The sequence below is a fragment of the Streptomyces sp. NPDC054872 genome, from assembly GCF_053610705.1.
Genome location: NZ_JBSGYY010000040.1, coordinates 1 through 21,858 on the forward strand (window position 1 = coordinate 1; position 21,858 = coordinate 21,858).

Consider the following 21,858-nt stretch of genomic DNA (forward strand, 5'->3'; position numbering starts at 1 on the left):
GTCCTGAAGCGCGTTCGCGGGGATGCTCAAGAGCCGCCGGCTCCGCCGTCGGCACCTCCGTCGTGAACGCCCGGCGTACCTGCCGCACCGCCGTCCGCGGGACCCTCGGCCCCACCGTCGGCACCTCCGTCGTGAACGCCCGGCGTACCTGCCGCACCGCCGTCCGCGGGACCCTCGGCCCCACCGTCGGCACCTCCGTCGTGAACACCGGGCGTACCCGCGGCGCCACCGTCCGCGGGACCCTCGGCCCCACCGTCAGCGCCACCGTCGTGGACACCCGGTGTGCCGGCCGCACCGCCGTCGGCGGGACCCTCGTTCTGGTTCGGATCCTGCTCGGGGTTGGTCATCGTTCCTCCTGAGAATCGAACGGCTGGGATCGGGCACACCCTCGGGAGCCCTCTCTGCTTTCACCAAGCAGAGCCCCCACTGCTTTCACCAAGCTCGCTCACGCAATTCCGGTCGGCAACCTGAAGGAATGACGGGACGGCCGGTTGGCGGGCCTGCCGCAGCCGACGATGTCCATTGCGCTGTCTCGCCGTATCAAACCTTCTTCACCGGCTCCGGGTAATGATTGCCATGTGGCGACGGACGAGAAGCAATACACCGAAGACGGCCATTTCATCGTCATCAAGGGACGACGCTGGCGGGCCACCGACCCCCATCTGCCCGACGACGTCGAAAAGCGCCTGACGCACCACCTCATGGCGGCCCGCAGGGCTGTCGCCGCCGCGGGCGACGACGAGGACGCACGTAAAGCGGCCCGAGCCCGCGTACAGCTCGCCAAGACAGGGCTGGGGGAACGCGGCACCGCCTGGTGGGAGCAGACCCCGGCCGAACGTCGCGAGCGCTGGGAGGACTGCCTGCGCCGGCTGGAGGCAGGCAGTCCTTCCTGACGCACGACCCACGACGCACGACCCCGCCCGACGACGCACGACCCCGCCCGATGACGAGACGTCACCGGCACCGGCGACGTCTCGTCGTCGGGCCCGCTCATCCGCGGGTCAGCGGCGGCTTTCCACCTTCCGGTCGCCGCGGATCAGAGTGCGGACCCGTTCGCCGGCGAGCATGTCGTGCGGGAAGCCGAGTGCGATCGCGCTGACCTCGTCGAGGCGGTCCAGTTGGGCGGCCGTGAAGTCGACTTCCAGGGCGCCCAGGTTGTCCTCCAGCTGCGCAGGGGTGCGGGCGCCGATGATCGGTGCTGTCACGGCCGGGTTCCGCAAGGTCCAGGCAAGGCTCACCTGGGCGGGTGTGCGGTCGAGGTCCGTGGCGATCTCCTTCACGACGTCCACGATGGCGTGGTTCCGTTCGGTGAGCGCGCCCCCCGCGAGGGTGAGGCTCTTGCGGGTGCCGTCGCCGGACGCGACGTCCGCCGCGGTCAGGTCGTCACGGCCGTACTTGCCGGTGAGCACCCCGCCGGCCAGCGGCGACCACGGGATCACCCCCAACCCCATCTCGCGTGCCATCGGGATCAGGTCGCGTTCCCCGGTGCGCTCGACCAGGTTGTACTCGATCTGCAACGCGACCAGCGGTGACCAGCCCCGCAGATCGGCGACCGCCTGCATGCGCGACACCTGCCAGGCCGGGGTGTTGGAGATGGCCACGTAGATGACCTTGCCCTGCCGGACCAGATCGTCCATGCCCCGCAGGACCTCCTCGACCGGCGTCGTGACATCCCACAGGTGCAGGTAGAGCACGTCGAGGTAATCGGTGTTCAGCTGTCGCAGACTGGATTCCACCGACGCCAACAGATTCTTGCGGTGACTTCCCCCGGAATTGGGGTCGCCGGGACGGCGCAGCGTCGAGTACTTCGTCGCCAGCACCAGGCTTTCGCGGTTGCCGCGGGTGAATTCACCCAGCAGGCGTTCGGAACTGCCGTTGGTGTAGGTATCGGCGGTGTCGATGAAGTTGCCGCCTCGCTCGACGTAGAGGTCGAACAGTTTGCGCGCCTCGGCCGGCTCGGCGCCCCAGCCCCACTCGGTACCGAAGGTCGCCGCGCCGAGTCCCAGCGGCGAGACCCGCAGCCCTGAGCGGCCAAGGAGCCGGTAGGTGTCGAGGGTGAGCGACATGGTGTCCTCCTGTGCTTGTGATCAGTTACGGAACACAAGCCTGTGACCGACGCGAGCCAGCGGTAAGGGACGAAGTTTCCTGGGAACAGCGGTCCTACCCTGGCTGTTGGATCGAGCATGACGACCCGCGACATGGACGCGACACAGGAGCTGGCCGCGTTCCTGCGGACGCGACGCGAACGCTTGAACCCTGACGACCTCGGCCTGCCCTCGCGTCGGCAGGCGCGACGGACGCCGGGACTGCGCCGCGAGGAGGTCGCCGAACTGGCCGGGGTGAGCGTCGACTACATCGTGCGGCTGGAGCAGGGACGCGGGCTGCGGCCCTCGGTGGACGTGGTGGAGGCGCTGTCGCGGGCGCTTCGTCTGGGCCCCGACGAGCGCGGCTACCTCTTCGATCTGGCCCGGCAGCGCCGCCGTGCCGCCGACAAGCCCGCCACCGCTGCCGCACCGCCGCTGACGCGGCTGGTCGCCGACCTGTCGCCGCTGCCCGCCATGGTGATGAACCAGCGCTACGACATCCTGGCCTGGAACGCCGAAATGGCCCGGCTGCTGCTTGATTTCGACACCTTGCCGCCGGCGCGGCGCAATGCGATGTGGCTGTGCCTGTTGCGTCCGGAGATGCGGGACTTCTACGTCGACCGCGAAAGCGTCGTACGGGAGGGGGTCGCCCACCTGCGCACGGCGTGGGCCGCACATCCTGAGGACCAGGTGTTGGCCGATCTCATCAGCGAGTGCATCGCTCGCGACGAGGAATTCGCGCGGCTGTGGGCCCAGCGGGACGTCAAGGTCAACGGCCGCGGACGCAAGGTGATGCGGCATCCCGTCGCCGGGGAGATCGCGGTGCACTTCGAGACGCTTCTGCCGCTCCAGGACCCGGACCAGCAGTTGGTGATCTACCGCGCCGCCGACGAGGAGAGCCGGTTGGCGCTGGGCCGGCTTGCCGACCGCGTGGGCACGGAGGGCTGAGGCCTGGGTCGAGACCAGGCTCAGCTCGCTCCCGCACAGCAGCCTCCCTCCCCTACGAGCAACCTCACGTCACCCGGTGGGCTCGTCGGGCACCGGCTCTTCCGCGTGGCTTTCCAGGGCCCGGGATTCACCGCGCCTGGCGGTGCCTCCCTCGTTCGTGTCGGGGACGTCGGCCGTCTTGTCGCCGTCGCCGCCTTCGGCCTCCTCGGCAGCCTTGCCCACGTCCAGGTCCCAGGCGTCCGGCTCGTCCGTCGCCTGCTGGTCGGGGGGATCCCGGGGTACGGGCGTACTGCCGTCCTCGCCGGGGGAAGCCGGAATCCGATCGCTCACTGTGTCTCCTCCTTGGCCCTTCGGGTCCTGGCCCGAGCAAGTACCCGCAGACCGCGCGACGACACAACTTCGATTGGAGCACGCGCGACCGGGTAACCGAGAGCCACTTGGACGCCTCCGCAGTGACACATGGTGGGAGAACCATGGGCGAGCGCACAGAGGGTCGGGCGACAACGCGAGTCAGGCCGGAGACGGGCCCATCCGCGCTGCACACTTCACGTACCGCACGCGCCCTGGCGCGCCATCGCAGCCGTGCCCTGCGGTGGCTGGTGTCCGGCGTCGTTGTGACCGCCGTGTGCGTTGTCGCGGCCTGGATGGGCGCGTCCCGAGGCATCGAGTGGATCGAAGGCGTGGGCAGTCGACTGGCCGCCGGCGGTGCCGTGTGCGTCGGGCTGGGGGCGAGCGGCCTGTACACCAACGCCCGGATGCGGCAGATCCTGAAGGCAGGCCCGTGGCTTTCCCGGCGTGCCCATCAGTTCCCGCCCCACCGTTGGAAGGGCGCCGGGATAGTCCTGCGTGACCCGTCCGGCGAGTTGTGTCCGCTGCTCGTCCTCGCGACCCGGCATCGGGCCGGCAACGCCGTCGGGGAGCAGGACGGCTCGGTGTGGTGGTGCCCGGGCCCCGGTGGGCGCGGCGTCCTCGTCCGTCCCGATGGGGACGAACTCCTGTACACCCGACCCCCATTCACCTCCTGGGGCCGCCGAACCCGTGTCGAGGACGCCAAGAAGGCCGGACTCGACGCGTAGCCTCCCCACGATCCGCCACGGGGCGGGCGTGGAGCGACAAGCATGGGACTTGCTGTCCGACTCCCCAACTCAACCTGCCTGAGGGCCACTTGACGGGGTACCGGAGAGTGCATGCAGCGAAATCTCTTCGATCCCGAGAATCTCATCCAACCCGCGTCGGCCCCCGGGCTCACGCAGGACAACGCCATGGCGGTGCGCTACGCCGTCAAGGGCGAGGCACGAGCTCGGCAGGGGACGATGGTCGCCTGGCGGGGCTCGCTGGAGTTCGAGCGGCAGGGCCAGGGAGTGGGCAACTTCCTCAAACGCGCGGTGACCGGTGAGGGCCTGGCCCTGATGACGGTCAGCGGTGAGGGCGAGGCGTGGTTCGCTTCCGACGCGGCGCACTGTTTCCTCGTCGACGTGGACGAGAACCGCGGCCTCACGGTCAACGGCAAGAACATCTTGTGCTTCGACGCCTCACTGAACTACGACATCACCACCGTCAAGGGCGCGGGAATGGCGGGCGGCGGCCTGTTCAACTGCACGTTCAGCGGCACCGGCCGACTGGCGTTGACCAGCGCGGGCATCCCGCTGGTCCTACCGGTCACCCCGGACGCGCCCGTCTACGTGGACACCGACGCCGTCGTGGCCTGGAGCCCCCCGCTGCGCGCGTCGCTGCACCGTTCCCAGAGCGTCGGCTCGATGGTGAAGGGAGGCTCGGGCGAGGCCGTGCAGTTGAAGCTGGAGGGGGAAGGCATCGCTGTGGTCAATCCGGGCGAACCCAAGCCGACCCCGGCGTCCTCCTGAGGTTGAGAGCGTGTCTGCCGTACGCCGCCTCCACCGGCCGGCGAGCCAGGACACAGGGGCCGAGGACGCAGGAGCCGAGGACGCAGGCCGAGCAGCCAGATTCGAGCAGGCAGATTCGAACGAGCCGAGGGGGCCGTCTCTCAAGGGCGGCCCCCTCGTCACGCCGTCAGGCGACCCGCCGTGCCAGCACCTGCCCCGGCCAGGATCCGGACAGGAAGCGCTCCGTGGAAGTAAAGCCATTGCGTTCATAGAAGGCGACCAACGCGCCACCACCGCCCGCCCAGCAGTCGACCCGCAGCAACTCCACTCCCGCCCGTCGGGTCACCTCCGCGGCATGGGCCAACAGCACCCGCCCGATGCCCAGACCGGCATGCCGCCGGTCGGAGACCAGCAGGCGGACGTACCGCTCCGGTTCCGCGGCCGGCGCGATCGACATCTGAGCGCTCGGCCCGGAGTCCAGCACCATGGCGCCGACAGGCGTGCCGTCCAGCTCCGCGACGTACGGGGCGTTCTCGGTCATGTACTTCTCGACCCGCGCCACCCCACCAGGCTTCTGCGAGTACGGTGTCGTGCCCCACTGCTCGGTGTTGCCGCGACCGTTCATCCAGCTCACCGCCGAGTCGAGCATGCGCAGTACCGCCGAAGAGTCGCTCAGGTCGCCCGGTCTGATCCTTAGGCCATGCGTGGTGTCGTTCACGCCGGAAGCCTAGACAGCCGCTCTCTTGTGCCCGGAGCCGGGACGATGCCCGGATCTTCGTGGCTTCTGCCAGTACGGAGGTGCGCGGGGACCCGTAGAGACTGCCGGACAAGAGCCGCGGCTTGCCCCGGCGACGGGGGTCCGCGTCCACGGGCATATCCAGGGAGGACGGCACATGAGCGCACAGCAGCAGTACGACGAGATCGGTGAGGCGTACGAGGGGTTCAAGGCCCTGCCGCTCGAGCAGTACGCCGTAGTGCCCAGCTTCCTGGCGATGGTCGGCGAAGTGCGGGGCAGGGCCGTCCTCGACCTGGCCTCCGGCACCGGCTTCTACAGCAGGGAATGCAAGCGGCGTGGCGCCACCGACGTCCTAGGCATCGACATCTCCGGTGAAATGGTCTCCGTGGCACAGCAGTTGGAGGAACGTGATCCGCTGGGGGTGCGCTACGAGGTCGGCGACGTGGCCGAACTGCGGCCGGCCGGCCGCCGCTTCGACGTAGCGCTGGCCGTCCAATTGCTCAACTACGCCTCGGACATCGCCACGACGGAACGCATGTGCCGCAACATCCACCGGAGCATGAAGCCGGGCGGGGAGCTGTTCTTGCTCAACCAGTCGCCCGACTTCCGCTTCGACGGGCCCGGCCCCGACAAGTACGGCTTCCGCACCGAACTCACCGGCGAGGAGGTGGAGACGGGACGGCAGGTGCGGACCACGGCGCTCCTCGACCCGGAACCGGTCTCGTTCGTCGCCAACTTGCCGCGCCGTGAGGTCTACGAGAAGTGTCTTCAGGCGGCCGGCTTCAGTGAGTTGGCCTGGGTGTCGCTGACAGTCACGGAAGCCGGCGTGCGTGAGTTCGGCGCGGACTACTGGGCGGACTTCCACGCCAACCCGCCGCTGGAGATGCTGCGCTGCCGCGCCTGACGACCGGACGACCGGACGACGGTTCAGGCCACGAGCAGGCGAGGCGCAGGCCGGTGCCGGCCCCGACGCAAAAGAGGGTGGGCCCGACCGTCCCAGGTCGGGCCCACCCTCAGGCACGTACGCCACCGCCCGTGGCGTCGCGCCGCTCAATGAGGCAATCAGGTCTGTGCCGCAATCAGGCTCGCGTCACCATCGGTACCAACGGCCCCTGCGGCCACCGCGTGCGGCGGGCTTGAGCACGAAGCCGAGCAGCCAGACCACCAGCACGATGACCGCGATCCACCACAGCGCCTTCAGCGCGAAACCCGCACCGAAAAGAAGCAGAGCCAGAAGAAGCACCAGAATCAGGGGAACCATTGTTATCAACCTCCAGCCCCTCTGGTGCTCCCAGATCTTCTCCACAAACACATAAAAGTCGCGTTTTCAACACAAAATGAAGGGCACGCGCCCGCAGTGCGGAGTACCCCCTTCCACCCCGTTCATGCGCGCGGCCGCGACGCCGGACGACCGCGTGATCCGATCGCGGTGATGATGTTTACCGGGCGGCTGAGCGGCCAGGCGAACTGACAGCACATGATGTCGATGCCAAGGAGCGTGAGCGGAGCATGGCCACCAACGAGAAGGCCAAGGCAAAGTTCGAACAGGCAACCGGTGCCGCCGCGGCAGCCGCCGGACGCGCCACGGGCAACGAGAGCCTTGCCGCCAAGGGCCGCGCCCAGCAGATGAAGGGCGACGCGCGCCAGGCCAAGGAGAAGACCAAGGACATGGGCAAGCACTGACGCGTCCGCACCAGAAATCGCCGTTGGGGCGGCTCCACTCTTGTGGGGCCGCCCCAACGGCGTGCGGTCCCGGGCCAGCCACGGCTCCAGTTGTTCCGATGAGCCCCCCGCTCCCCCGCTCACCAGTCGTGCACGGTTCCGTCCCGCAGGCGGTTGACCGGCAGATAGGCCGCTTCGTAGGGATGCGCGGCCGCCAGCTCCTCGTCCAGCTCCACACCGATGCCGGGGGCCTCCCCCGGGTGCAGATGGCCGTCCGTGAACGTGTAGGCGTGCCGGAAGACCTCATCGGTGAGGCGGGTGTGGCCGGAGTACTCCTGGATGCCGAAGTTGTGCACGGCGAGGTCCAGGTGCAGGGCTGCCGCCATCCCCACCGGGGAGATGTCCTCGGGGCCGTGCACCGCGGTCTTGATCTGGTACTGCGCGGCGAAGTCGAAGAGTTTGCGCAGGGGCGTGACACCTCCGAAGTGGGTGACCGCGGAACGCACGTAGTCGATCAACTGCTCGGTGATCAGGGTCTGGTAGTCGTAGACGGTGTTGAACACCTCGCCGATGGCCAGCGGTGTCGAGGTGCGCCGCCGCACAAGACGCAGCGCCTCCTGGTTCTCGGCCGGGGTGCAGTCCTCCAGCCAGAACGGCCGATACGGCTCCAGGTCCTTGCCGAGGCGGGCCGCCTGAACGGGGGTGAGCCGGTGGTGCGCGTCGTGCAGCAGCGGGAGTTCGGCGCCGAACTCCGTCCGGACCGCCTCGAAGACGGTGGGCGTGTGGCGCAGGTAGGCGTCGGTGTCCCAGTCCTCCACGAGGGGGCGGGCCTGCTGGTGCAGGACGGGTTCGCCGCCGTCGCCGGTGCTGTGCACGCCGTACACGGCCTTCAGGCCGGGGATGCCCGACTGGATGCGCACGGCCGGGTAGCCCTCGGCGAGCCTGGCCCTTGCGGAGTCCAGGAGTTCGGGTATGTCGCGGCCGTTCGCGTGCCCGTAGGTACGGATGCGTTCGCGGCTGGCGCCGCCCAGCAGCTGGTAGAGCGGCAGGCCCGCGGCCTTGGCCTTGATGTCCCACAGGGCGACGTCGACGGCGGCGATCGCGGCCATGGTGACGGGCCCGCGCCGCCAGTAGGCCCCGCGGTACAGGTACTGCCAGGTGTCCTCGATCCGGTGCGCGTCGCGTCCGGTCAGCAGGGGCAGAACGTGGTCGGCGAGGTAGCTGACGACGGCGAGTTCACGGCCGTTGAGGGTGGCGTCGCCGAGTCCGGTGATGCCCTCGTCGGTGGTCAGCTTCAGCGTGACGAAGTTGCGGTCCGGGCTGGTGACGATGACTTTCGCGTCAACGATCTTCATGTGCGGGCTCTTTCCGGCGGGGTGGGAGTGGCTCGTTCGTCCCTCTGCGACCTTTCGTCCCTCTGCGACCTGACGAGGTGGACAGCATCGCTCCTTGAGGTGCGCAAGGTCGATCGAACCGATAATTGAGCCACTCACGCACGAAAAGGCGTCGGACTGGCACCGCAGGTCGGCGGCCATCTACCCCTGGTCGGACGCGAACCACTCCGGCCGTACGACCACGACGGTCGCTCTCAGGTCCGAGGCGCGTCCCGCTGCCACGACTCCGGCTGCCAGAGCCCCGCGCGCCGCAGCGACTGTGAGCAGTGCAGGTATATCTCGTCTATGTCGACGACTATCGCCAGTCGGGGCCGCTGGCCCTTGACGGTCATGGAGTCGAAGAACGGGGCGTCCGTCAGGATCCGGGCACGGCCGTTGACGCGCAGGATGTCGCCGCTGCCCGGAACCAGGTGCAGCAGTCCCACATGCGGGTTCCGCAGGATGTTGCGGAAGCTGTCGCCGCGACGGTTGCCGGGCCGGTCGGGGAGGACGATGGTGCGCGCGTCGAGCGCCTGCACAAAACCCGGTGCGTCGCCGCGCGGGGACGTGTCGCAGTTGCCTTCCGCGTCCGACGTGGAGACGAGGCAGAACGGGGAGCGGGCCAGTATCCCCAGGTCACCCTCGGTCAGTGTGTCGTGGACCTTGTCGATGACGATCGGGTGCGGTTCGCCGAGCAACTCGGTGAGCTCGTCTTCCGAACGGAGTTCTTGCCAGGTGTACGGCGCCGTGGCGCTACCGCTCAGGGGCGGAACGGTTGCGGGTGTCGCGGCGTCGGGCACGGGGTTCCTCAAAGGTCGACGGGCAGGCGGACGGACCGATGATCCAGCCAGTAAGGCGCACCTTACTGGAATGCGAATCCGCAGCCCTGAGCGGGCCGGTGCACACCCCACGGAGGCATGAATCCGCTCGGCCCTGCCTACTTTGTACGTATGGAGAATGTGTCGCGTGAACCCGTCGCGCCGGACGGCGCGAATCCACTGCGCCGACTCTCGCTGGAGCAGCTGCGGCGGCGTACGAGCATGAAGTGGCGGACCTATCCGGACGACGTACTGCCGCTGTGGGTCGCCGAGATGGACGTCCCGCTGGCGGAGCCGATCGCCGCGGCGCTCACCGAAGCCGTACGGCTGGGTGACACCGGCTATCCGGCCGGGACGGCCTACGCCGAGGCGCTGGCCGAGTTCGCCCTCAAGCGCTGGGGCTGGGACGGGCCTGCGGTCGAGCGTACGGCGATCGTGCCCGACGTGATGCTCGGTGTCGTCGAGATGCTCAAGCTGGTCTCCTCGCCCGGCGACCCCGTCATCGTCAACTCCCCCGTCTATCCGCCCTTCTACCAGTTCGTCGGCAATCTCGACCGGCCCGTCGTCGAGGCGCCGCTCGGCCCGGACCTGCGGGTCGACTTCGCCGTGCTGGAGGACGCCTTCCGGCGTGCGGTACGACGTTCCGCGCGGCCGGTGTATCTGCTGTGCAGCCCGCACAACCCGACCGGGACCGTGCACACCGCCGCCGAGTTGGTGCGGATCGCACACCTGGCGCGGGAGCACGGCGTACGCGTCGTGGTGGACGAGATCCATGCTCCGGTCGTGGCGGCCGGGGTGTCGTTCGTGCCCTTCCTGAGCGTGCCCGGAGCGGAGAACGGGCTGTCGTTGATGTCGGCGTCGAAGGCCTGGAACCTGGCCGGAATCAAGGCCGCTCTCGCCATCGCGGGACCCGAGGCCGCCGACGACCTCGGGCGCATCCCCGAAGAGGTCAGCCACGGACCCAGCCATCTGGGCATCATCGCCCACACGGCAGCCCTGCGTGATGGAGGTGACTGGCTCGACGCCCTGCTCGCGGGCCTCGACGAGAACCGCCGTCTGCTGGCCGCTCTGCTGGCGCAGCATCTGCCCTCCGTTGGTTACACACCCGCGCAAGGCACCTTCTTGGCCTGGCTCGACTGCCGGGAGTTGGGCCTGGGCGATGACCCCGCCGAGGTTTTCCTGCGGCGCGGCCGCGTAGCCCTGAATTCCGGCAGCACCTTCGGGACCGGCGGTCAGGGTTTCGTCCGTCTCAACCTGGCCGCCTCACCGGAGGTGCTCACCGAAGCCGTCCGGCGGATGGGCTCGGCGGTCATCTGAGGACAAGCGTCTAAGGTGGTGGAATTGCCAACTCCCGCACGACACATAGGTGCGTACCTTTGGGCTCACCACCCTCAATAATTTCGAACGCGGTATCGACTTGATGTGTGGGTGAGGGGCAGTTTTTCCTTTCAGGTGTTCCTCGGCGGACTCCAGAACGTAGCCTTCATGGCCCAACACATGAGTTACTGCAGTTGCAAGTTGGGCAGCCAACATTCAGGGGTGCATCACATGCGCCCCCCATCAGGAGTGCTCAGTCGTGAGCACGATCCGCCATCCGCACGACCGCGTGCGCTCACGAAGAGGTCACTGTCATGTCAGACGTTCAGCCGGAAACCGCCGGAGTACAGGCCCAATACGCCACGCGTGTGGCCGAGGATCTGGAGAGCAACCGCAAGGAACAAGAGCGCGTCGGGGCTGAGCTGGCGGCACTGCAGCAGCAGTTGCAGACGCTGGAGGACGACCACGCCGTATTGCTGAGCATGCAGCAGGCGCTCGGCTCCTCCGCGGCGCCGACGACCACCGCCAAGGCGACGGCGAGCCGTGCGTCAACCGGCAAGAAGGCTGTTCCCGCCCCACGGGCAAGTGCGAATTCCGGTGCGGCCCGAACGAAGAAGCCGACCTCCGCCAAGGCCAAGAACACCGAGAAGACCAAGGACAAGGCAGCCAAGAGCGCGCCCAAGGCCACCGCGAAGAAGTCTGCCGAAACGACGGCGGGGCCGACGTTGGTCGAACTGATCGGCAACCACCTCAGCCGGCAGAAGGAGCCGCGCTCCGCCGCCGAAATCACCGGCGCGCTTTCCCAGGAACTCCCGGACCGCACCATCAAGACCACCGTGGTGCGCACCACGGTGGAGGGTCTGGTCGCCAAGGGCCGGGCTCAGCGCACCAAGCAGGGTTCCTCCGTGTTCTACACCGCGGTCGCCCCGACGGACGCGGCAACCGCACCGCAGCCGGAGGGCGACGCCGGCTGAGTCAGCCCTCGGCATGGACACGCACACGGCGCCGTCCGTAGGCAATTGCTCATAGCGGCGTCCGTGCTCATGGCCGCGTGCGCGGTCGCGCCCGGTCCCTGGACGCGTCGGCTCGCCGCAGCGAGTCACCGGGCCGTTCAACGACGGTCCCGTGCGCGCCGCACGAGATCGGTCGCCGCGTCCGGCCAAGCGGCGTGCTCGAAGACGAAGCCCTCTTCGAGCAGCCGGCCCGGGATCACTCGGCGGCTCTTGAGGAGCAGTTCCGTGTCCGTGCGCATCGCGAAGGCGCCGATCTCCGCCATCCACTTGGTGGCGGGAAGTCCCACCCGGACGCCTGCCGCGGCCCGTAGCGCGCGCATGAACGCGCGGTGCGGGAGAGGGCCGGGCGCGGCCAGGTTGACCGGGCCCGTGATGTCGTCGCGGGCGATCAGGAACTCCACCGCGCGCACGAAGTCCTGGTCGTGGATCCAGGAAAGGTACTGGGCTCCGCCCGCGACCGGCCCGCCGAGACCCAGCCTCGCCATCCGCAGCAGGACGTCGAAAACACCACCCCGGTCGGGGCTCATCACCATGGCCGCGCGCAGAGCGACCTTGCGGGTGTGCGGGGTGTCGGCGTCCTGCTGGGCGCGCTCCCAGTTCCTGGCGATCCGGACGCTGTACTCCCAGTAGTCCGGAACCCCGGTCTCCGTACCGCCGATGACACCGGTCGCCTCGTCGTGCGGTGCGTCGTAGCGGTGCGCGTAGATGGTGGCCGTACTCATCTGCAGCCAGAGCGCAGGCGGCTTGGCGGCTGCCGCGATGGCCTCGCCGACGACTTCGGCGGACCGCACCCGCGAGTCCATCATGTCGCGCAGGTTGGCCTCGGTGTAGCGACAGCTCACGCTGCGCCCCGCCAGGTTGACGACGACATCACTGCCGTCGATCTCCCCGGTCCAGGACCCCAGTGTGCGCCCGTCCCAGCCCACGTGACGCTCACGCCCGGGATTCCGGGTCAGTACGACGACGTCGTGCCCCGCGCCGGTCATCGCCCGCTCAAGGACAGCGCCGACCTGCCCGGTCCCTCCGGCCAGCACAACCTTCATCAGGCTTCCCCCCGTCGCTCGGTGAGCACTCGCCGGCTCGGTGAGCACTCCGCGAGCCTGAGCCTAGACCTGGCCCTCGGGCGCGGATGAGCGGGCTGTGTCGGAACTCGGGGCAGCCGCCCGGCAACGGTGCCTCAGTGCTGGATCAGGCCGCCGACCCTGACAGGAGCGACGTGACCGGTCGCGGGGCGGGTCAGTGCCAGGGCGAGGCCGATGTCGACCAGCGATGACCGGCGCAGGCCTGCGACATCGGGAATCGGGGTCCAGACGGACTCGGCGATCGCGCCGTTCGGCTCGGGCCGGAGTTGGCCGCCGGTGATGCGCGCCTCGTAGAAGATGCCCAGGTTCTGGTGGTCCGCCCCTCCGGGGACAGTGCGCTCGGCTGCGGGGATGACTCTTGAGTCCACGCCCAGCAAGCTCTCCACCACCGCCTGACAGCCGGTCTCCTCGGCTATCTCCCGGATGACCGCGTCGAGCGGGTCCTCGCCGTGCTCGACCCGGCCGCCCGGAAGGGTCCAAGTGGACTCACCGCGGGAAGACACGTGACGCGCGACCAACACCCGTCCGTCCTCGGACACACTGCGTACGCCGCCAGTCTGAAACTCATCTCTGCCGCCCTCGAGAAGCTACGCATCGCCATGGCCTGCTTGCCTGGCGATGAGTTCCTGTCGCGCCATGGGTCTTCCCTTGACAGACACTGGGATCGAGCAAAGGAACAGCCGTGAACGATGATGTCTGGTCGATGGTCCACGCGGAGCGTGCGGCGCTGATCGAGGATCTCACGCACCTCGACGACAAGCAGTGGGACCACGCCTCTCTGTGCGAGGGGTGGACCGTGCACGACGTGGTCGCCCACCTGGTCGACACGGCTCGCACCACGCGCCTGGGTTTCGTGGGCGCCATGGTCCGTGCGCGTTTCGACTTCGACCGTCAGAACACACGCGGGGTGCGGCGCGAGCGCGGCGCCTCACCGCAGGACACCTTGGAGCGCCTGCGGCAGGTGGCCACGCGGACATCGGCACCTCCGGCGCCCCTCGACACCCGGCTCGTCGAGGAGGTCGTACACGGCGAGGACATTCGTCGCCCCTTGGGGCTCACCCACACCTACCTGCCGGAGGCTGTCATCAGATCACTCCGACTTCAGGCCCGCACGTCGGCGTCCTTCGGCGGAGCCAAGGAGAAGGTGACCGGGCTGCAACTGGCGCCTACTGACGCCGACTTGACGATCGGAGAGGGCCCGCAGGTGCGCGGAACCGCCCTCTCCCTGCTGCTGGCCGTCTCCGGGCGTACGGGAGCGCTGGACGAACTGGACGGGCCGGGCGCCGCCACGTTGAGGGCAGCCGCCTGACGCCCTGCCGGTCGGCGGGACACACCCGGCGGGCGGGCTCCCTCTAGAGCACCGGCGGGCCCTGCTCGACCCGGCGCAGCACGGGCTCGAACCGGTCGAGTCCGTCGCTGGTCTGGAGCTGGCGTTCGTCCCACCAGGTGACTCCCGCGTCGGCCAACGGGCCGATCAGGTCACGGGCCTTGGCCGCGTCCCCGCCCGGCGACGCACCGCCGAGGACGATGTCGAAGGGCGTGCCGGACCGGTCCTCGCGTTGCTGCTTCAGATAGGCCACCAGGTCGTGGACCTGGCTGATCGGCGGCACGTGCCCGTGTTTGGCGTCCGTGAACAGCGGGACCGCGCCGTCCCAGCGGGCGGCCCTGCGCATGGGCGGGCGGTTGGGCCAGAAACCGGCGACCCAGATCGGCGGCCGCGGGCGTTGCGCTGTGGCCGGCAGGAGCGTCACGTCACGCGCCTGGTAGTGGCGTCCGTCGTGGTTCACCGGCTCGCCCGACCAGTACTGCCGCAACAGGTCAAGGCCCTCGTCGAGGCGCTCGGCCAGCACCTTCGGGTCGGTGGTGTCGCCGAAGCTCGCGTACTCGTCCTCGATGGGGCCGCCGAGGCCCGCGCCGAAGGTGACCCGGCCGCCGCTCAGGACGTCGAGGGTCGCCACCTGGCGGGCGAGCTGCTGCGGGCGCCGCCGCGCGACCGGCGTGACCAGTGTGCCCAGCCTGATGCGGGAGGTCGCGAGCGCGGCGGCGGTCAGGAGCATCCAGGGGTCTCCGAAGGGCCTCCCCGCGTGCTTGCGATGCAGCACGTGATCCCAGACGAACAGCCCGTCCCACCCCGCTTGTTCCGCCGCCACGGCCAACTTCGCCACGGTCCTGGGATCTGCGAAGTCACCGAAGTTCGGGATGTTCACCGAGAATCGCATGACCGCATCCTGCTTCACGACACCACGAGCGGCAACCGCGCCTTGCCCGTCGCCCCCTTCGTGTCCTTCCCGCGGTTGGCCGTTGACCCCTCACACGAGCTCGGCGAGCCGGTCCACCTGGTCGGGGTCGAGGCCGTAGCAGTAGAGCATGACCTCGTCGGCGCCCAGGTCGGCGAAGCGGGTGATGGCTTCGCGGATCTCGGGCGGGGTGCTGCACAGGCCGGCGACCATGCGGTCGGGCATGCCGGTGAAGGCGTAGTACGCGTGCATGTTGGTCCGGGCGTCCTCGATCACCTCGTCCGGGCCGAGCGCGACGTTGATCTGGGCGACGATGCGCGGTTCGCCTTCACGGTCGTACTGCTTCCAGAACGTGCGGGCGGTGTCGAACAGGCCGCCTGCCCAAGAGGGCGGCGCGGCGGCGAGGAAGCCGTCGCCCCAGCGTGCGACGCGTTCGATCGCGGCGGGCTTGAAGCCGCCGAAGAGCACCTCGGGGCCACCCGGCCTGGCGGGCGCGGGACCGATCGGGCCGATGTCGTCGCCGTACGGTTCGCCGGACCACAGGCGGCGCATGACCGCCATCTGCTCGTCGAGGCGTCGGCCTCGTGTGTGGATGTCGATGCCGGTGACCTGATGGTCGTCGTCGCGGCCACCGACACCGAGGCCGAGGACCAGCCGTCCGCCGGACATCTGGTCCAGGGTCGCGGCCTGCTTGGCGAGGAGGGCGGTGTCGCGCAGCGGGGCGAGCAGGACCTCGGTCTGGACGCGGATGCGCGAGGTGGCGCCGGCCAGGAGAGCGAGGGCGACCAGGGGCTCGGGGTTGTCGTAGACGAGCCGGTCGAGCAGGCCGAGGGTGCTGAACGGGCCCGCGTCGGCGCGCTGCGCCCAGGTGAGCAAGGTGGCGGGGTCGCCGATGGGCAGACCGATACCGACGTTCATGAAGGAAGCCTCCGGAGGAAGGGTCGACAAAGAAACTGCCGCCTCCCCTGCACCTCAGCGAGGTGGGACGCTCCCGCTCTGCGGCGTGCTTCCGGGGAACGTCTCGTCGAAGTGACCTCACTCTAAGGTCCGGTGGTGCGGTGGGCCAAGCGGATTACGGATTACGGAGAGCTGTTCCGGGCTCTCCATAATCCGCTTCCGGCCCCCGTTGATCCGCTTCAGGCGCCCGTTGCGATCAGGGCTCAGCGGTGGATGTCCGCGCCGGGGCCGAGCGGCAGTCCGAGGCCGTAGAAGAGGCCGAGGACCGCGAGCCAGGCGATCAGGAACGGAACCACGAACACCGAGAGCCTCGACAGGACCGTGCCGAGCTGAGCCCCGGGTTCGTAGCGGCGCAGGATGGTCAGCATCAGGAAGACGTACGGATTGAGCGGCGTGATCATCTGGGTCGCGGAGTCACCGATCCTGAACGCCGCCTGGGTGACGGCGGGTTCCATGCCGATGAGCATGAACGCGGGGACGAAGACCGGCGCGACCAGGGACCACAGAGCCGAGCCCGAGGTGACGAACAGGTTCAGGACGCAGACCAGGAGGACGAACAGGACCAGGCCCGTGAAGCCGGTCAGCCCCGCGGACTCCAGGAGGTTGGCGCCGTTGACCGCGAGCAGGGTTCCGACGTTGGACCAGTCGAAGACGCCGATGACCTGGGATATCACCAGGATCAGCACGATGTAGCCGGACATTCCGGTGATCGACTCGGCCATCATGCGGGGCGCGTCGTCGGCGCGCTTGAGTGTGCCGACCGTACGGCCGTAGACGATGCCTGCCAGGACGAACGCGACGAACAGCAGCGGCACGATGCCGTCGAGGACCGGCGAGGGGACCAGCGCCCCGCCCTCGCCGCGCAGCGGGGAACCCGGCAGCAGCCAGCAGGTGACCACGACGGCCGCGTACAGCAGGACGGAGAGGCCCGAGCGCAGCAGTCCCTGACGCTGCCGGGCGGTGACGGTGACCGTGACGGCGGGGTGGGCGGCGGCCGCCTCCCCGCTCCCCTCGGCCCCCGGCCCTGCTCCGGTCTCCGTATCCGCTTCGGTGCCCGTCGCCGTATCGGCGTCCGGGTCCGGCTGCGGCAGCCGGGGTTCCAGGACGCGGGCGATCAGGAAGCCGCCGATCAGGGCGAGGATGCAGCTGGCCGCGGCGGTATAGAAGTAGTTGATGAGGATGTGCGTGGGGGCACTCTCGCCGCCCGGCACGACCGCGGCGGCCTGCTGCGTGATGCCGGTGTAGAGCGCGTCGAGCGCGCCGATGGAGAAGCCCGCCGCATAGCCCGCGCAGACGCAGGCGAAGCCGCCGATGAGGCCCGCGATCGGGTTGCGGCCCGCGTTCTTGAAGGCGAGTGCGGCGAGCGGCGGGATGACCAGGATCGCGACGTCGCTCATCAGGTGCGCCTGGCAGGACACGAAGGCCACCAGGTAGGGCAGCAGCCGCCTGGGGGCTCGTGCGATGGAGGCGCGTACGGCTGTCTCCAGGAGGCCCGTCTTCTCGGCCACACCGACCGCGGCCATCATCAGCAGGACGGTGCCGAGCGAGGGGAAGCCGGTGAAGTTGGGGATGAAGTTCTCCAGCAGCCAGCGCACTCCCTCGCCGCTGAACAGGCCCTTGACCGCGAGAGTCTTGTCCTCGCCGGGCACCGTGACGGTGGTGTCGGCGGCGGCGAGGACCGTCGAGACCGTGCCGATGATCAGGAACAGGCCGAGGAAGAGCAGCACCGGGTGCGGCAGCTTGTTGCCCGCGCGCTCGATGCCGTTCAGGACCTTGTCGAGTACGGAATGCTGCGGCGGTCCGCCCGCCGGGGTCTTCGTGGGGGTGGCCGAGGTGCTCATCCGGCGGCTCCTTGTGATGGCGCGCCGTCGGCTGCGGGCACGGTAGGCGCCAGGCCGAGCGTGTCCTTGCGTACGGCGCCGCGCTGGGCGACGAGCACGATGTTCGCCGGGTCCGCGAGCACCGAGATGTCCGCGAGTGGATCGCCTTCGCACATCACCAGGTCTCCGTGTTTGCCCGGTTCGAGGCTGCCGATCTCGGCGGAGAGGCCGAGGAGTTCGGCGGCGCTGCGGGTACCCGCCTCGATGGCCCGTTCCGGGGTCATGCCCAGGGACACGAGATGGGAGAGCTCACGCAGGTTGCGGCCGTGCGGCACCATGGCGGCGTCCGTGCCCATCGCGATGCGTACGCCGTCGGCGATGGCCGCCGCGATGTTCTCCCGGGTGATGCCGGACCAGCGGACCTTCTTCTCGTAGTGGAAGGGTTGCATGGTCGAACGGTCGATGCCGTCGAACACCGTCGACAGGGTAGGCACCACGAACGTGCCGTTCTCACCCGCCAGTTCGCGTGCCTGGGCGGTGAGGCCGTAGCCGTGCTCGACGCTGCTCACCCCGCCGCGGATCGCGTTCAGGATGCCCGCGGTGCCCTGGGCGTGGGCCGCCACGGGACGGCCGCCGTGCCGGGCCACCTCGTCGACGACCGTGCGGATCTCCTCGACGGTCAGGCCTTCGTCGTCGGGCTGGTCGTAGGGGCTGCTCATGCCGCCCGTCGCGCAGACCTTGATCACGTCGGCGCCGGAGCGGAGCAGACGGCGCACCGCGACCCGTACCTCGTCCGGGGTGTCGGCGATCTCGCCCACCCCGGCGCTGGGGTCGAAGCCGCACTCCGAGCGGAAGTCCGCGTGGCCGCCGGTGTGGCTGAGGATGCGGACCGCCGTGTGCAGCCGGGGTCCCGGGGTCAGGCCCGCGGCCACCGCGTCCCGGTAGCCGGCCGGCAGGCCGCCGAGGTCGCGGGCGGTGGTGATGCCCGCCTCCAGGGTGACGCGCAGCCGCTCGGCGGTGCGGAAGGTCTCCAGGGTCTGGTCGCTCTCGTGACGGCGGACCATCTGCCGGGGCGATTCGATGGCGAGGTGGACATGGGTGTCGATGAAGCCCGGCAGGACCGTGCGTCCCGCCGCGTCCACGGTGCGGGCCCGGGCGGGCGCCTTCGGTGCGGTGGCGGCAGGGCCGGCGTGGACGATCGTGCCGTCCTCGTCGATGTCGATGACGGCGTCCGTGACGGGCGCCGCGCCGGTGCCGTCCACGAGGCGGGCTCGGATGATGCGCAAGGAGGAGAACTGTGCGTGGCTCATGGCCGACGATCCTCGGTATCAGGGATCACGACTATGTAAAATCGCCGGAATCTTTCACGACGATGCCTTCTACGCAGGATTCGGCACACCTCATGGATACGCGGGACACACGGGATACGCGGGATACGCAGCGCACGCACCCCCTGGACGAACTGGACCTGGCCATCGTGCACGGTCTGCAGATCCAGCCCCGGGTGCCCTGGGTGCGGCTGGGCGAGGTCCTGGAGGTCGACGCGGTGACCGTCGCCCGCCGCTGGGAGCGCATGGTGCGCGCGGGCGTGGCCTGGGTCGACGGCTATCTGTCACCCGGCCACGACGAGGGCGTCTACGCCCAGATCGAGATCGACATGGACGGGCGCCTGAGCGAGGACGCCATCGGCCGACTCGCCCGCGACCCGCAGGTGCTCAGCCTCAAGCAGACGTCGGGCGGGCGTGATCTGCTCGCGATCGTGGGAGCCGCCGACCTCGACGGTCTCGCCCGGCTCACCGGCGACCGGGTGTCGCAACTGCCCGGCGTGCGCGCCGTACGCAGCCACGTCATCACCGCGGCCCCCTTCGAAGGAGCCTCCTGGCGGCTGCGCAGCCTGACCCGCCTGCAGCGCGGCGCCCTGACCGTGGACCGACCGGCGATGCCCGACGAACCTCTGCGGCCCCTGGACCGCCAGATCGCTTTGGCTCTCGGCATCGACGGCCGGATGCCCCTGACGGAACTGGCCGAGGCCGTGGGCGCCTCCGCCGCCACCGTCCGCCGCCGGCTCGGCGTCCTGATCGGTACGGGACGGCTCTCGCTGCGCTGCGCGCTGGCCAGACCGCTGACCGGTTTCCCGGTCTCGGTCGTCTACTTCGGGTCGGTGCCCGCCCAGCATCTCGACGAGACGGTGAGCGCGCTGCGCACCCTGCCCGGCCTGCGCATGTGCAGCATCACCGCGGGCGCGCACAACCTGGTGCTCGACATCTGGCTGCCGACCCTGTCCGAGGTCCACACCACCGAGGCCCTGCTCAACAGCCGCCTGGCACACCTGGATCTGCGCATCACGGAACGCGCCGTGGTACTGCGCACGATCAAGCACGTGGGGCGGATCCTTGACCGCAGAGGGCACAGTGTGGGATCGGCGCCGCTCAACTACTGGGACGCGGAGGAGTGTTCGCCCGCACCGCGCCGGTACCGGGCGTAGCGTTCGTACGCCTCACGAGCGTCGGGGACGAACGCCTCGTGGTGCACCAGGTCAGCCAGTTCGCGCTCCGTCATCCAGGCGTGCCAAGCGACCTCCGAGAGGTCAGGTCGCACCGGTCCCCTCACCACGACCTCGTGCAGGCCGAGCCAGTACGGGCTGATCACCCCTGCGCAGCGGAACTTGAGCACGAACCGCGGCTGTTCCCGCACGCCGAGCTCTTCCGCGAGTTCCCGCGCGGCCGCCTCTTCGTAGGACTCACCCACTTCCGCGGCCCCGCCCATCATCCAGTTGAACTGCCCCGGGAAGCGCGACATGTCCTCGGGGCGGCGGTGCACGAAGATTCGTCCCGTCGTGTCACGGCACACGATGGTCGCCACCCGGTGCAGCCACTTGCGCCGTATCGCCTCGGCCCTGTCCACGACGGCCAGCACTTCATCCTGCTCGTCGACGCGTTCCACCAACTCGGTCATGGTCCACACGATCGCACGGCGAACAGCCGGACGAGCGGGCGGAATGCCTCGGGGACGGGCGGTGGCTCGCTCACCACGCGTCGATGACCGGCACGCCGGGATCGTACTGCTGCCAGGCCTCGTTGAGGCGGGTCAGCCGGACCGCGCCGGCGATGCCGTGCAGAGACGCGACCTTGCCGTCGCTGACTTCGCACGCGACGGCGCCCACGACCCGCCCCTCGATCACCGCCACGACGGTCGGACAGCCGTTGACCAGCGCGACGTGCAACGCGGGGGAACCGCCTGCCAGCCGCCGTTTCGCGGGCGTGGGCTTGAAGCCCGCGCTCACGTAGGAGGCGACACGCTCGCGCGTCTTGTACCGCAGCAACCGCCTGGCCAGTCCGGCGCCGTCCGAGACGGCGGTCACGTCGGCGGTGAGCATCTCCACCAGCCGTTCGGTACGCCCCGATGCCGCGGCGACAAGGAACTCCTCGACGATCCGGCGCGCGGACGTGGCATCCACCTCGTCGCTGTGGCGGCGCTCGGCGGTGACCCGGCGCCGGGCCCGGTGGACGTGCTGCTGGCTCGCGGACTCGGTGATGTCGAGGATCCCGGCGATCTCGGCGTGGGCGTACGAGAAGGCCTCACGCAGGACATAAGCGGCCCGCTCGACCGGCGAAAGGCGCTCCATGAGGGTCAGTACGGCCAACGACACCGATTCGCGCTGCTCGAAGGTGTCCGCCGGGCCGAGCATCGGGTCGCCCTCCAGGAGCGGCTCGGGCAGCCAGGCGCCGGCCGCTCGCTCGTGGCGCGCCTGCGCCGAGCGGAGCCGGTCGAGGCAGAGGTTGGTGACGACCTTGGTCAGCCAAGCCTCCGGCACGCCGATCCGTGCACGGTCCGCCGCCTGCCAGCGCAGGAACGTGTCCTGTACGGCGTCCTCGGCGTCGGCGGCCGAGCCGAGCAGACGGTACGCGAGCGAGGCCAGCCGCCCCCGGCTGGCCTCGAATCGATCGATGGCTGCGTTGTCCATGCGCAA

At 69.6% G+C, this 21,858-nt stretch carries 24 protein-coding genes and 1 pseudogene; 11 read left to right on the top strand and 14 right to left on the bottom strand.

What is annotated here, in order from left to right:
• The coding region (locus ACWGIH_RS34960; RefSeq protein WP_453691737.1) for a hypothetical protein at positions 1 to 359 on the top strand (359 nt) is incomplete at its 5' end.
• 219 nt (positions 360 to 578) lie between these two features.
• A complete protein-coding gene (locus ACWGIH_RS34965) occupies positions 579 to 893 on the top strand; it encodes a hypothetical protein (RefSeq protein ID WP_453449369.1) in 315 nt (104 codons plus the stop codon).
• Between the two features lie 108 nt (positions 894 to 1,001).
• On the opposite strand, the gene ACWGIH_RS34970 is transcribed toward ACWGIH_RS34965, so the two are convergent.
• Positions 1,002 to 2,066 (bottom strand): aldo/keto reductase, encoded by a 1,065-nt coding sequence (locus ACWGIH_RS34970; protein WP_453449370.1) that lies wholly within the window; start codon positions 2,064 to 2,066, stop codon positions 1,002 to 1,004.
• Positions 2,067 to 2,183: 117 nt separating this feature from the next.
• Between ACWGIH_RS34970 and ACWGIH_RS34975 the strand changes: the two genes are divergently transcribed.
• The gene (locus ACWGIH_RS34975; RefSeq protein ID WP_453449371.1) at positions 2,184 to 3,032 is read left to right on the top strand and encodes a helix-turn-helix domain-containing protein; all 849 of its coding nucleotides are present in this window, start codon (positions 2,184 to 2,186) and stop codon (positions 3,030 to 3,032) included.
• A 69-nt stretch (positions 3,033 to 3,101) separates the two neighbouring features.
• Here ACWGIH_RS34975 and ACWGIH_RS34980 read toward each other — a convergent pair whose 3' ends face one another.
• A complete protein-coding gene (locus ACWGIH_RS34980; protein WP_453449372.1) occupies positions 3,102 to 3,362 on the bottom strand; it encodes a hypothetical protein in 261 nt (86 codons plus the stop codon).
• A 314-nt stretch (positions 3,363 to 3,676) separates the two neighbouring features.
• Between ACWGIH_RS34980 and ACWGIH_RS34985 the strand changes: the two genes are divergently transcribed.
• The gene (locus tag ACWGIH_RS34985; protein ID WP_453510348.1) at positions 3,677 to 4,108 is read left to right on the top strand and encodes a hypothetical protein; all 432 of its coding nucleotides are present in this window, start codon (positions 3,677 to 3,679) and stop codon (positions 4,106 to 4,108) included.
• A gap of 111 nt (positions 4,109 to 4,219) precedes the next feature.
• Positions 4,220 to 4,894, top strand: a complete 675-nt coding sequence (locus ACWGIH_RS34990) for an AIM24 family protein (protein ID WP_453449374.1) — start codon at positions 4,220 to 4,222, stop codon at positions 4,892 to 4,894.
• A gap of 166 nt (positions 4,895 to 5,060) precedes the next feature.
• On the opposite strand, the gene ACWGIH_RS34995 is transcribed toward ACWGIH_RS34990, so the two are convergent.
• Positions 5,061 to 5,591 (bottom strand): GNAT family N-acetyltransferase, encoded by a 531-nt coding sequence (locus ACWGIH_RS34995; protein WP_453449375.1) that lies wholly within the window; start codon positions 5,589 to 5,591, stop codon positions 5,061 to 5,063.
• A gap of 175 nt (positions 5,592 to 5,766) precedes the next feature.
• Here ACWGIH_RS34995 and ACWGIH_RS35000 point away from each other — a divergent pair, with 175 nt between their 5' ends.
• Positions 5,767 to 6,513, top strand: a complete 747-nt coding sequence (locus ACWGIH_RS35000; RefSeq protein ID WP_453449376.1) for a class I SAM-dependent methyltransferase — start codon at positions 5,767 to 5,769, stop codon at positions 6,511 to 6,513.
• Between the two features lie 186 nt (positions 6,514 to 6,699).
• Here the strand turns inward: ACWGIH_RS35000 and ACWGIH_RS35005 are convergent, their stop codons facing one another.
• Positions 6,700 to 6,870 (bottom strand): hydrophobic protein, encoded by a 171-nt coding sequence (locus tag ACWGIH_RS35005; protein WP_363212975.1) that lies wholly within the window; start codon positions 6,868 to 6,870, stop codon positions 6,700 to 6,702.
• Between the two features lie 248 nt (positions 6,871 to 7,118).
• Between ACWGIH_RS35005 and ACWGIH_RS35010 the strand changes: the two genes are divergently transcribed.
• Entirely contained in the window at positions 7,119 to 7,292 is a 174-nt protein-coding gene (locus ACWGIH_RS35010; protein ID WP_363212974.1) for a CsbD family protein, read from the top strand.
• Between the two features lie 119 nt (positions 7,293 to 7,411).
• Here ACWGIH_RS35010 and manD read toward each other — a convergent pair whose 3' ends face one another.
• Together manD and ACWGIH_RS35020 are read right to left on the bottom strand one after the other, a co-directional pair.
• Positions 7,412 to 8,626, bottom strand: coding sequence for a D-mannonate dehydratase ManD (gene manD / locus ACWGIH_RS35015; RefSeq protein ID WP_453449760.1), 1,215 nt, complete (start codon positions 8,624 to 8,626; stop codon positions 7,412 to 7,414).
• Positions 8,627 to 8,859: 233 nt separating this feature from the next.
• Positions 8,860 to 9,444: an MSMEG_1061 family FMN-dependent PPOX-type flavoprotein gene (locus tag ACWGIH_RS35020; protein WP_453449759.1), complete on the bottom strand. Its 585-nt coding sequence runs from the start codon at positions 9,442 to 9,444 to the stop codon at positions 8,860 to 8,862.
• 150 nt (positions 9,445 to 9,594) lie between these two features.
• Here ACWGIH_RS35020 and ACWGIH_RS35025 point away from each other — a divergent pair, with 150 nt between their 5' ends.
• Together ACWGIH_RS35025 and ACWGIH_RS35030 are read left to right on the top strand one after the other, a co-directional pair.
• Positions 9,595 to 10,779, top strand: coding sequence for a MalY/PatB family protein (locus tag ACWGIH_RS35025; RefSeq protein ID WP_453449758.1), 1,185 nt, complete (start codon positions 9,595 to 9,597; stop codon positions 10,777 to 10,779).
• Positions 10,780 to 11,093: 314 nt separating this feature from the next.
• Positions 11,094 to 11,753 carry a BlaI/MecI/CopY family transcriptional regulator gene (locus ACWGIH_RS35030; protein ID WP_453449757.1) on the top strand — a complete coding sequence of 220 codons (660 nt, stop codon included), beginning with the start codon at positions 11,094 to 11,096 and terminating at the stop codon, positions 11,751 to 11,753.
• 137 nt (positions 11,754 to 11,890) lie between these two features.
• Here ACWGIH_RS35030 and ACWGIH_RS35035 read toward each other — a convergent pair whose 3' ends face one another.
• Complete coding sequence (locus ACWGIH_RS35035; protein WP_453449756.1) at positions 11,891 to 12,835, bottom strand: TIGR01777 family oxidoreductase; 945 nt, start codon at positions 12,833 to 12,835, stop codon at positions 11,891 to 11,893.
• Between the two features lie 134 nt (positions 12,836 to 12,969).
• Positions 12,970 to 13,442, bottom strand: a pseudogene (locus ACWGIH_RS35040) (NUDIX hydrolase).
• 114 nt (positions 13,443 to 13,556) lie between these two features.
• Here ACWGIH_RS35040 and ACWGIH_RS35045 point away from each other — a divergent pair.
• The gene (locus ACWGIH_RS35045; RefSeq protein ID WP_453449755.1) at positions 13,557 to 14,183 is read left to right on the top strand and encodes a maleylpyruvate isomerase family mycothiol-dependent enzyme; all 627 of its coding nucleotides are present in this window, start codon (positions 13,557 to 13,559) and stop codon (positions 14,181 to 14,183) included.
• A 43-nt stretch (positions 14,184 to 14,226) separates the two neighbouring features.
• Here ACWGIH_RS35045 and ACWGIH_RS35050 read toward each other — a convergent pair whose 3' ends face one another.
• The 4 genes from ACWGIH_RS35050 to ACWGIH_RS35065 form a co-directional block, all read right to left on the bottom strand.
• Positions 14,227 to 15,093 (bottom strand): LLM class flavin-dependent oxidoreductase, encoded by an 867-nt coding sequence (locus tag ACWGIH_RS35050; RefSeq protein ID WP_453449754.1) that lies wholly within the window; start codon positions 15,091 to 15,093, stop codon positions 14,227 to 14,229.
• A gap of 90 nt (positions 15,094 to 15,183) precedes the next feature.
• Complete coding sequence (locus ACWGIH_RS35055) at positions 15,184 to 16,029, bottom strand: LLM class flavin-dependent oxidoreductase (RefSeq protein WP_453449753.1); 846 nt, start codon at positions 16,027 to 16,029, stop codon at positions 15,184 to 15,186.
• 242 nt (positions 16,030 to 16,271) lie between these two features.
• Positions 16,272 to 17,909 (bottom strand): AbgT family transporter, encoded by a 1,638-nt coding sequence (locus tag ACWGIH_RS35060; RefSeq protein WP_453449752.1) that lies wholly within the window; start codon positions 17,907 to 17,909, stop codon positions 16,272 to 16,274.
• Entirely contained in the window at positions 17,906 to 19,198 is a 1,293-nt protein-coding gene (locus ACWGIH_RS35065; RefSeq protein WP_453449751.1) for an amidohydrolase family protein, read from the bottom strand. The genes ACWGIH_RS35060 and ACWGIH_RS35065 overlap by 4 nt, the downstream gene beginning before the upstream one ends.
• A gap of 92 nt (positions 19,199 to 19,290) precedes the next feature.
• On the opposite strand from ACWGIH_RS35065, the gene ACWGIH_RS35070 reads away from it, so the two are divergent.
• Complete coding sequence (locus ACWGIH_RS35070) at positions 19,291 to 20,373, top strand: Lrp/AsnC family transcriptional regulator (RefSeq protein ID WP_453449750.1); 1,083 nt, start codon at positions 19,291 to 19,293, stop codon at positions 20,371 to 20,373.
• Here ACWGIH_RS35070 and ACWGIH_RS35075 read toward each other — a convergent pair.
• Together ACWGIH_RS35075 and ACWGIH_RS35080 are read right to left on the bottom strand one after the other, a co-directional pair.
• A complete protein-coding gene (locus ACWGIH_RS35075) occupies positions 20,322 to 20,843 on the bottom strand; it encodes an NUDIX hydrolase (protein WP_453449749.1) in 522 nt (173 codons plus the stop codon). The genes ACWGIH_RS35070 and ACWGIH_RS35075 overlap by 52 nt on opposite strands.
• A gap of 70 nt (positions 20,844 to 20,913) precedes the next feature.
• Positions 20,914 to 21,852, bottom strand: a complete 939-nt coding sequence (locus ACWGIH_RS35080) for a sigma-70 family RNA polymerase sigma factor (protein ID WP_453449748.1) — start codon at positions 21,850 to 21,852, stop codon at positions 20,914 to 20,916.
• Positions 21,853 to 21,858: the final 6 nt, after the last annotated feature.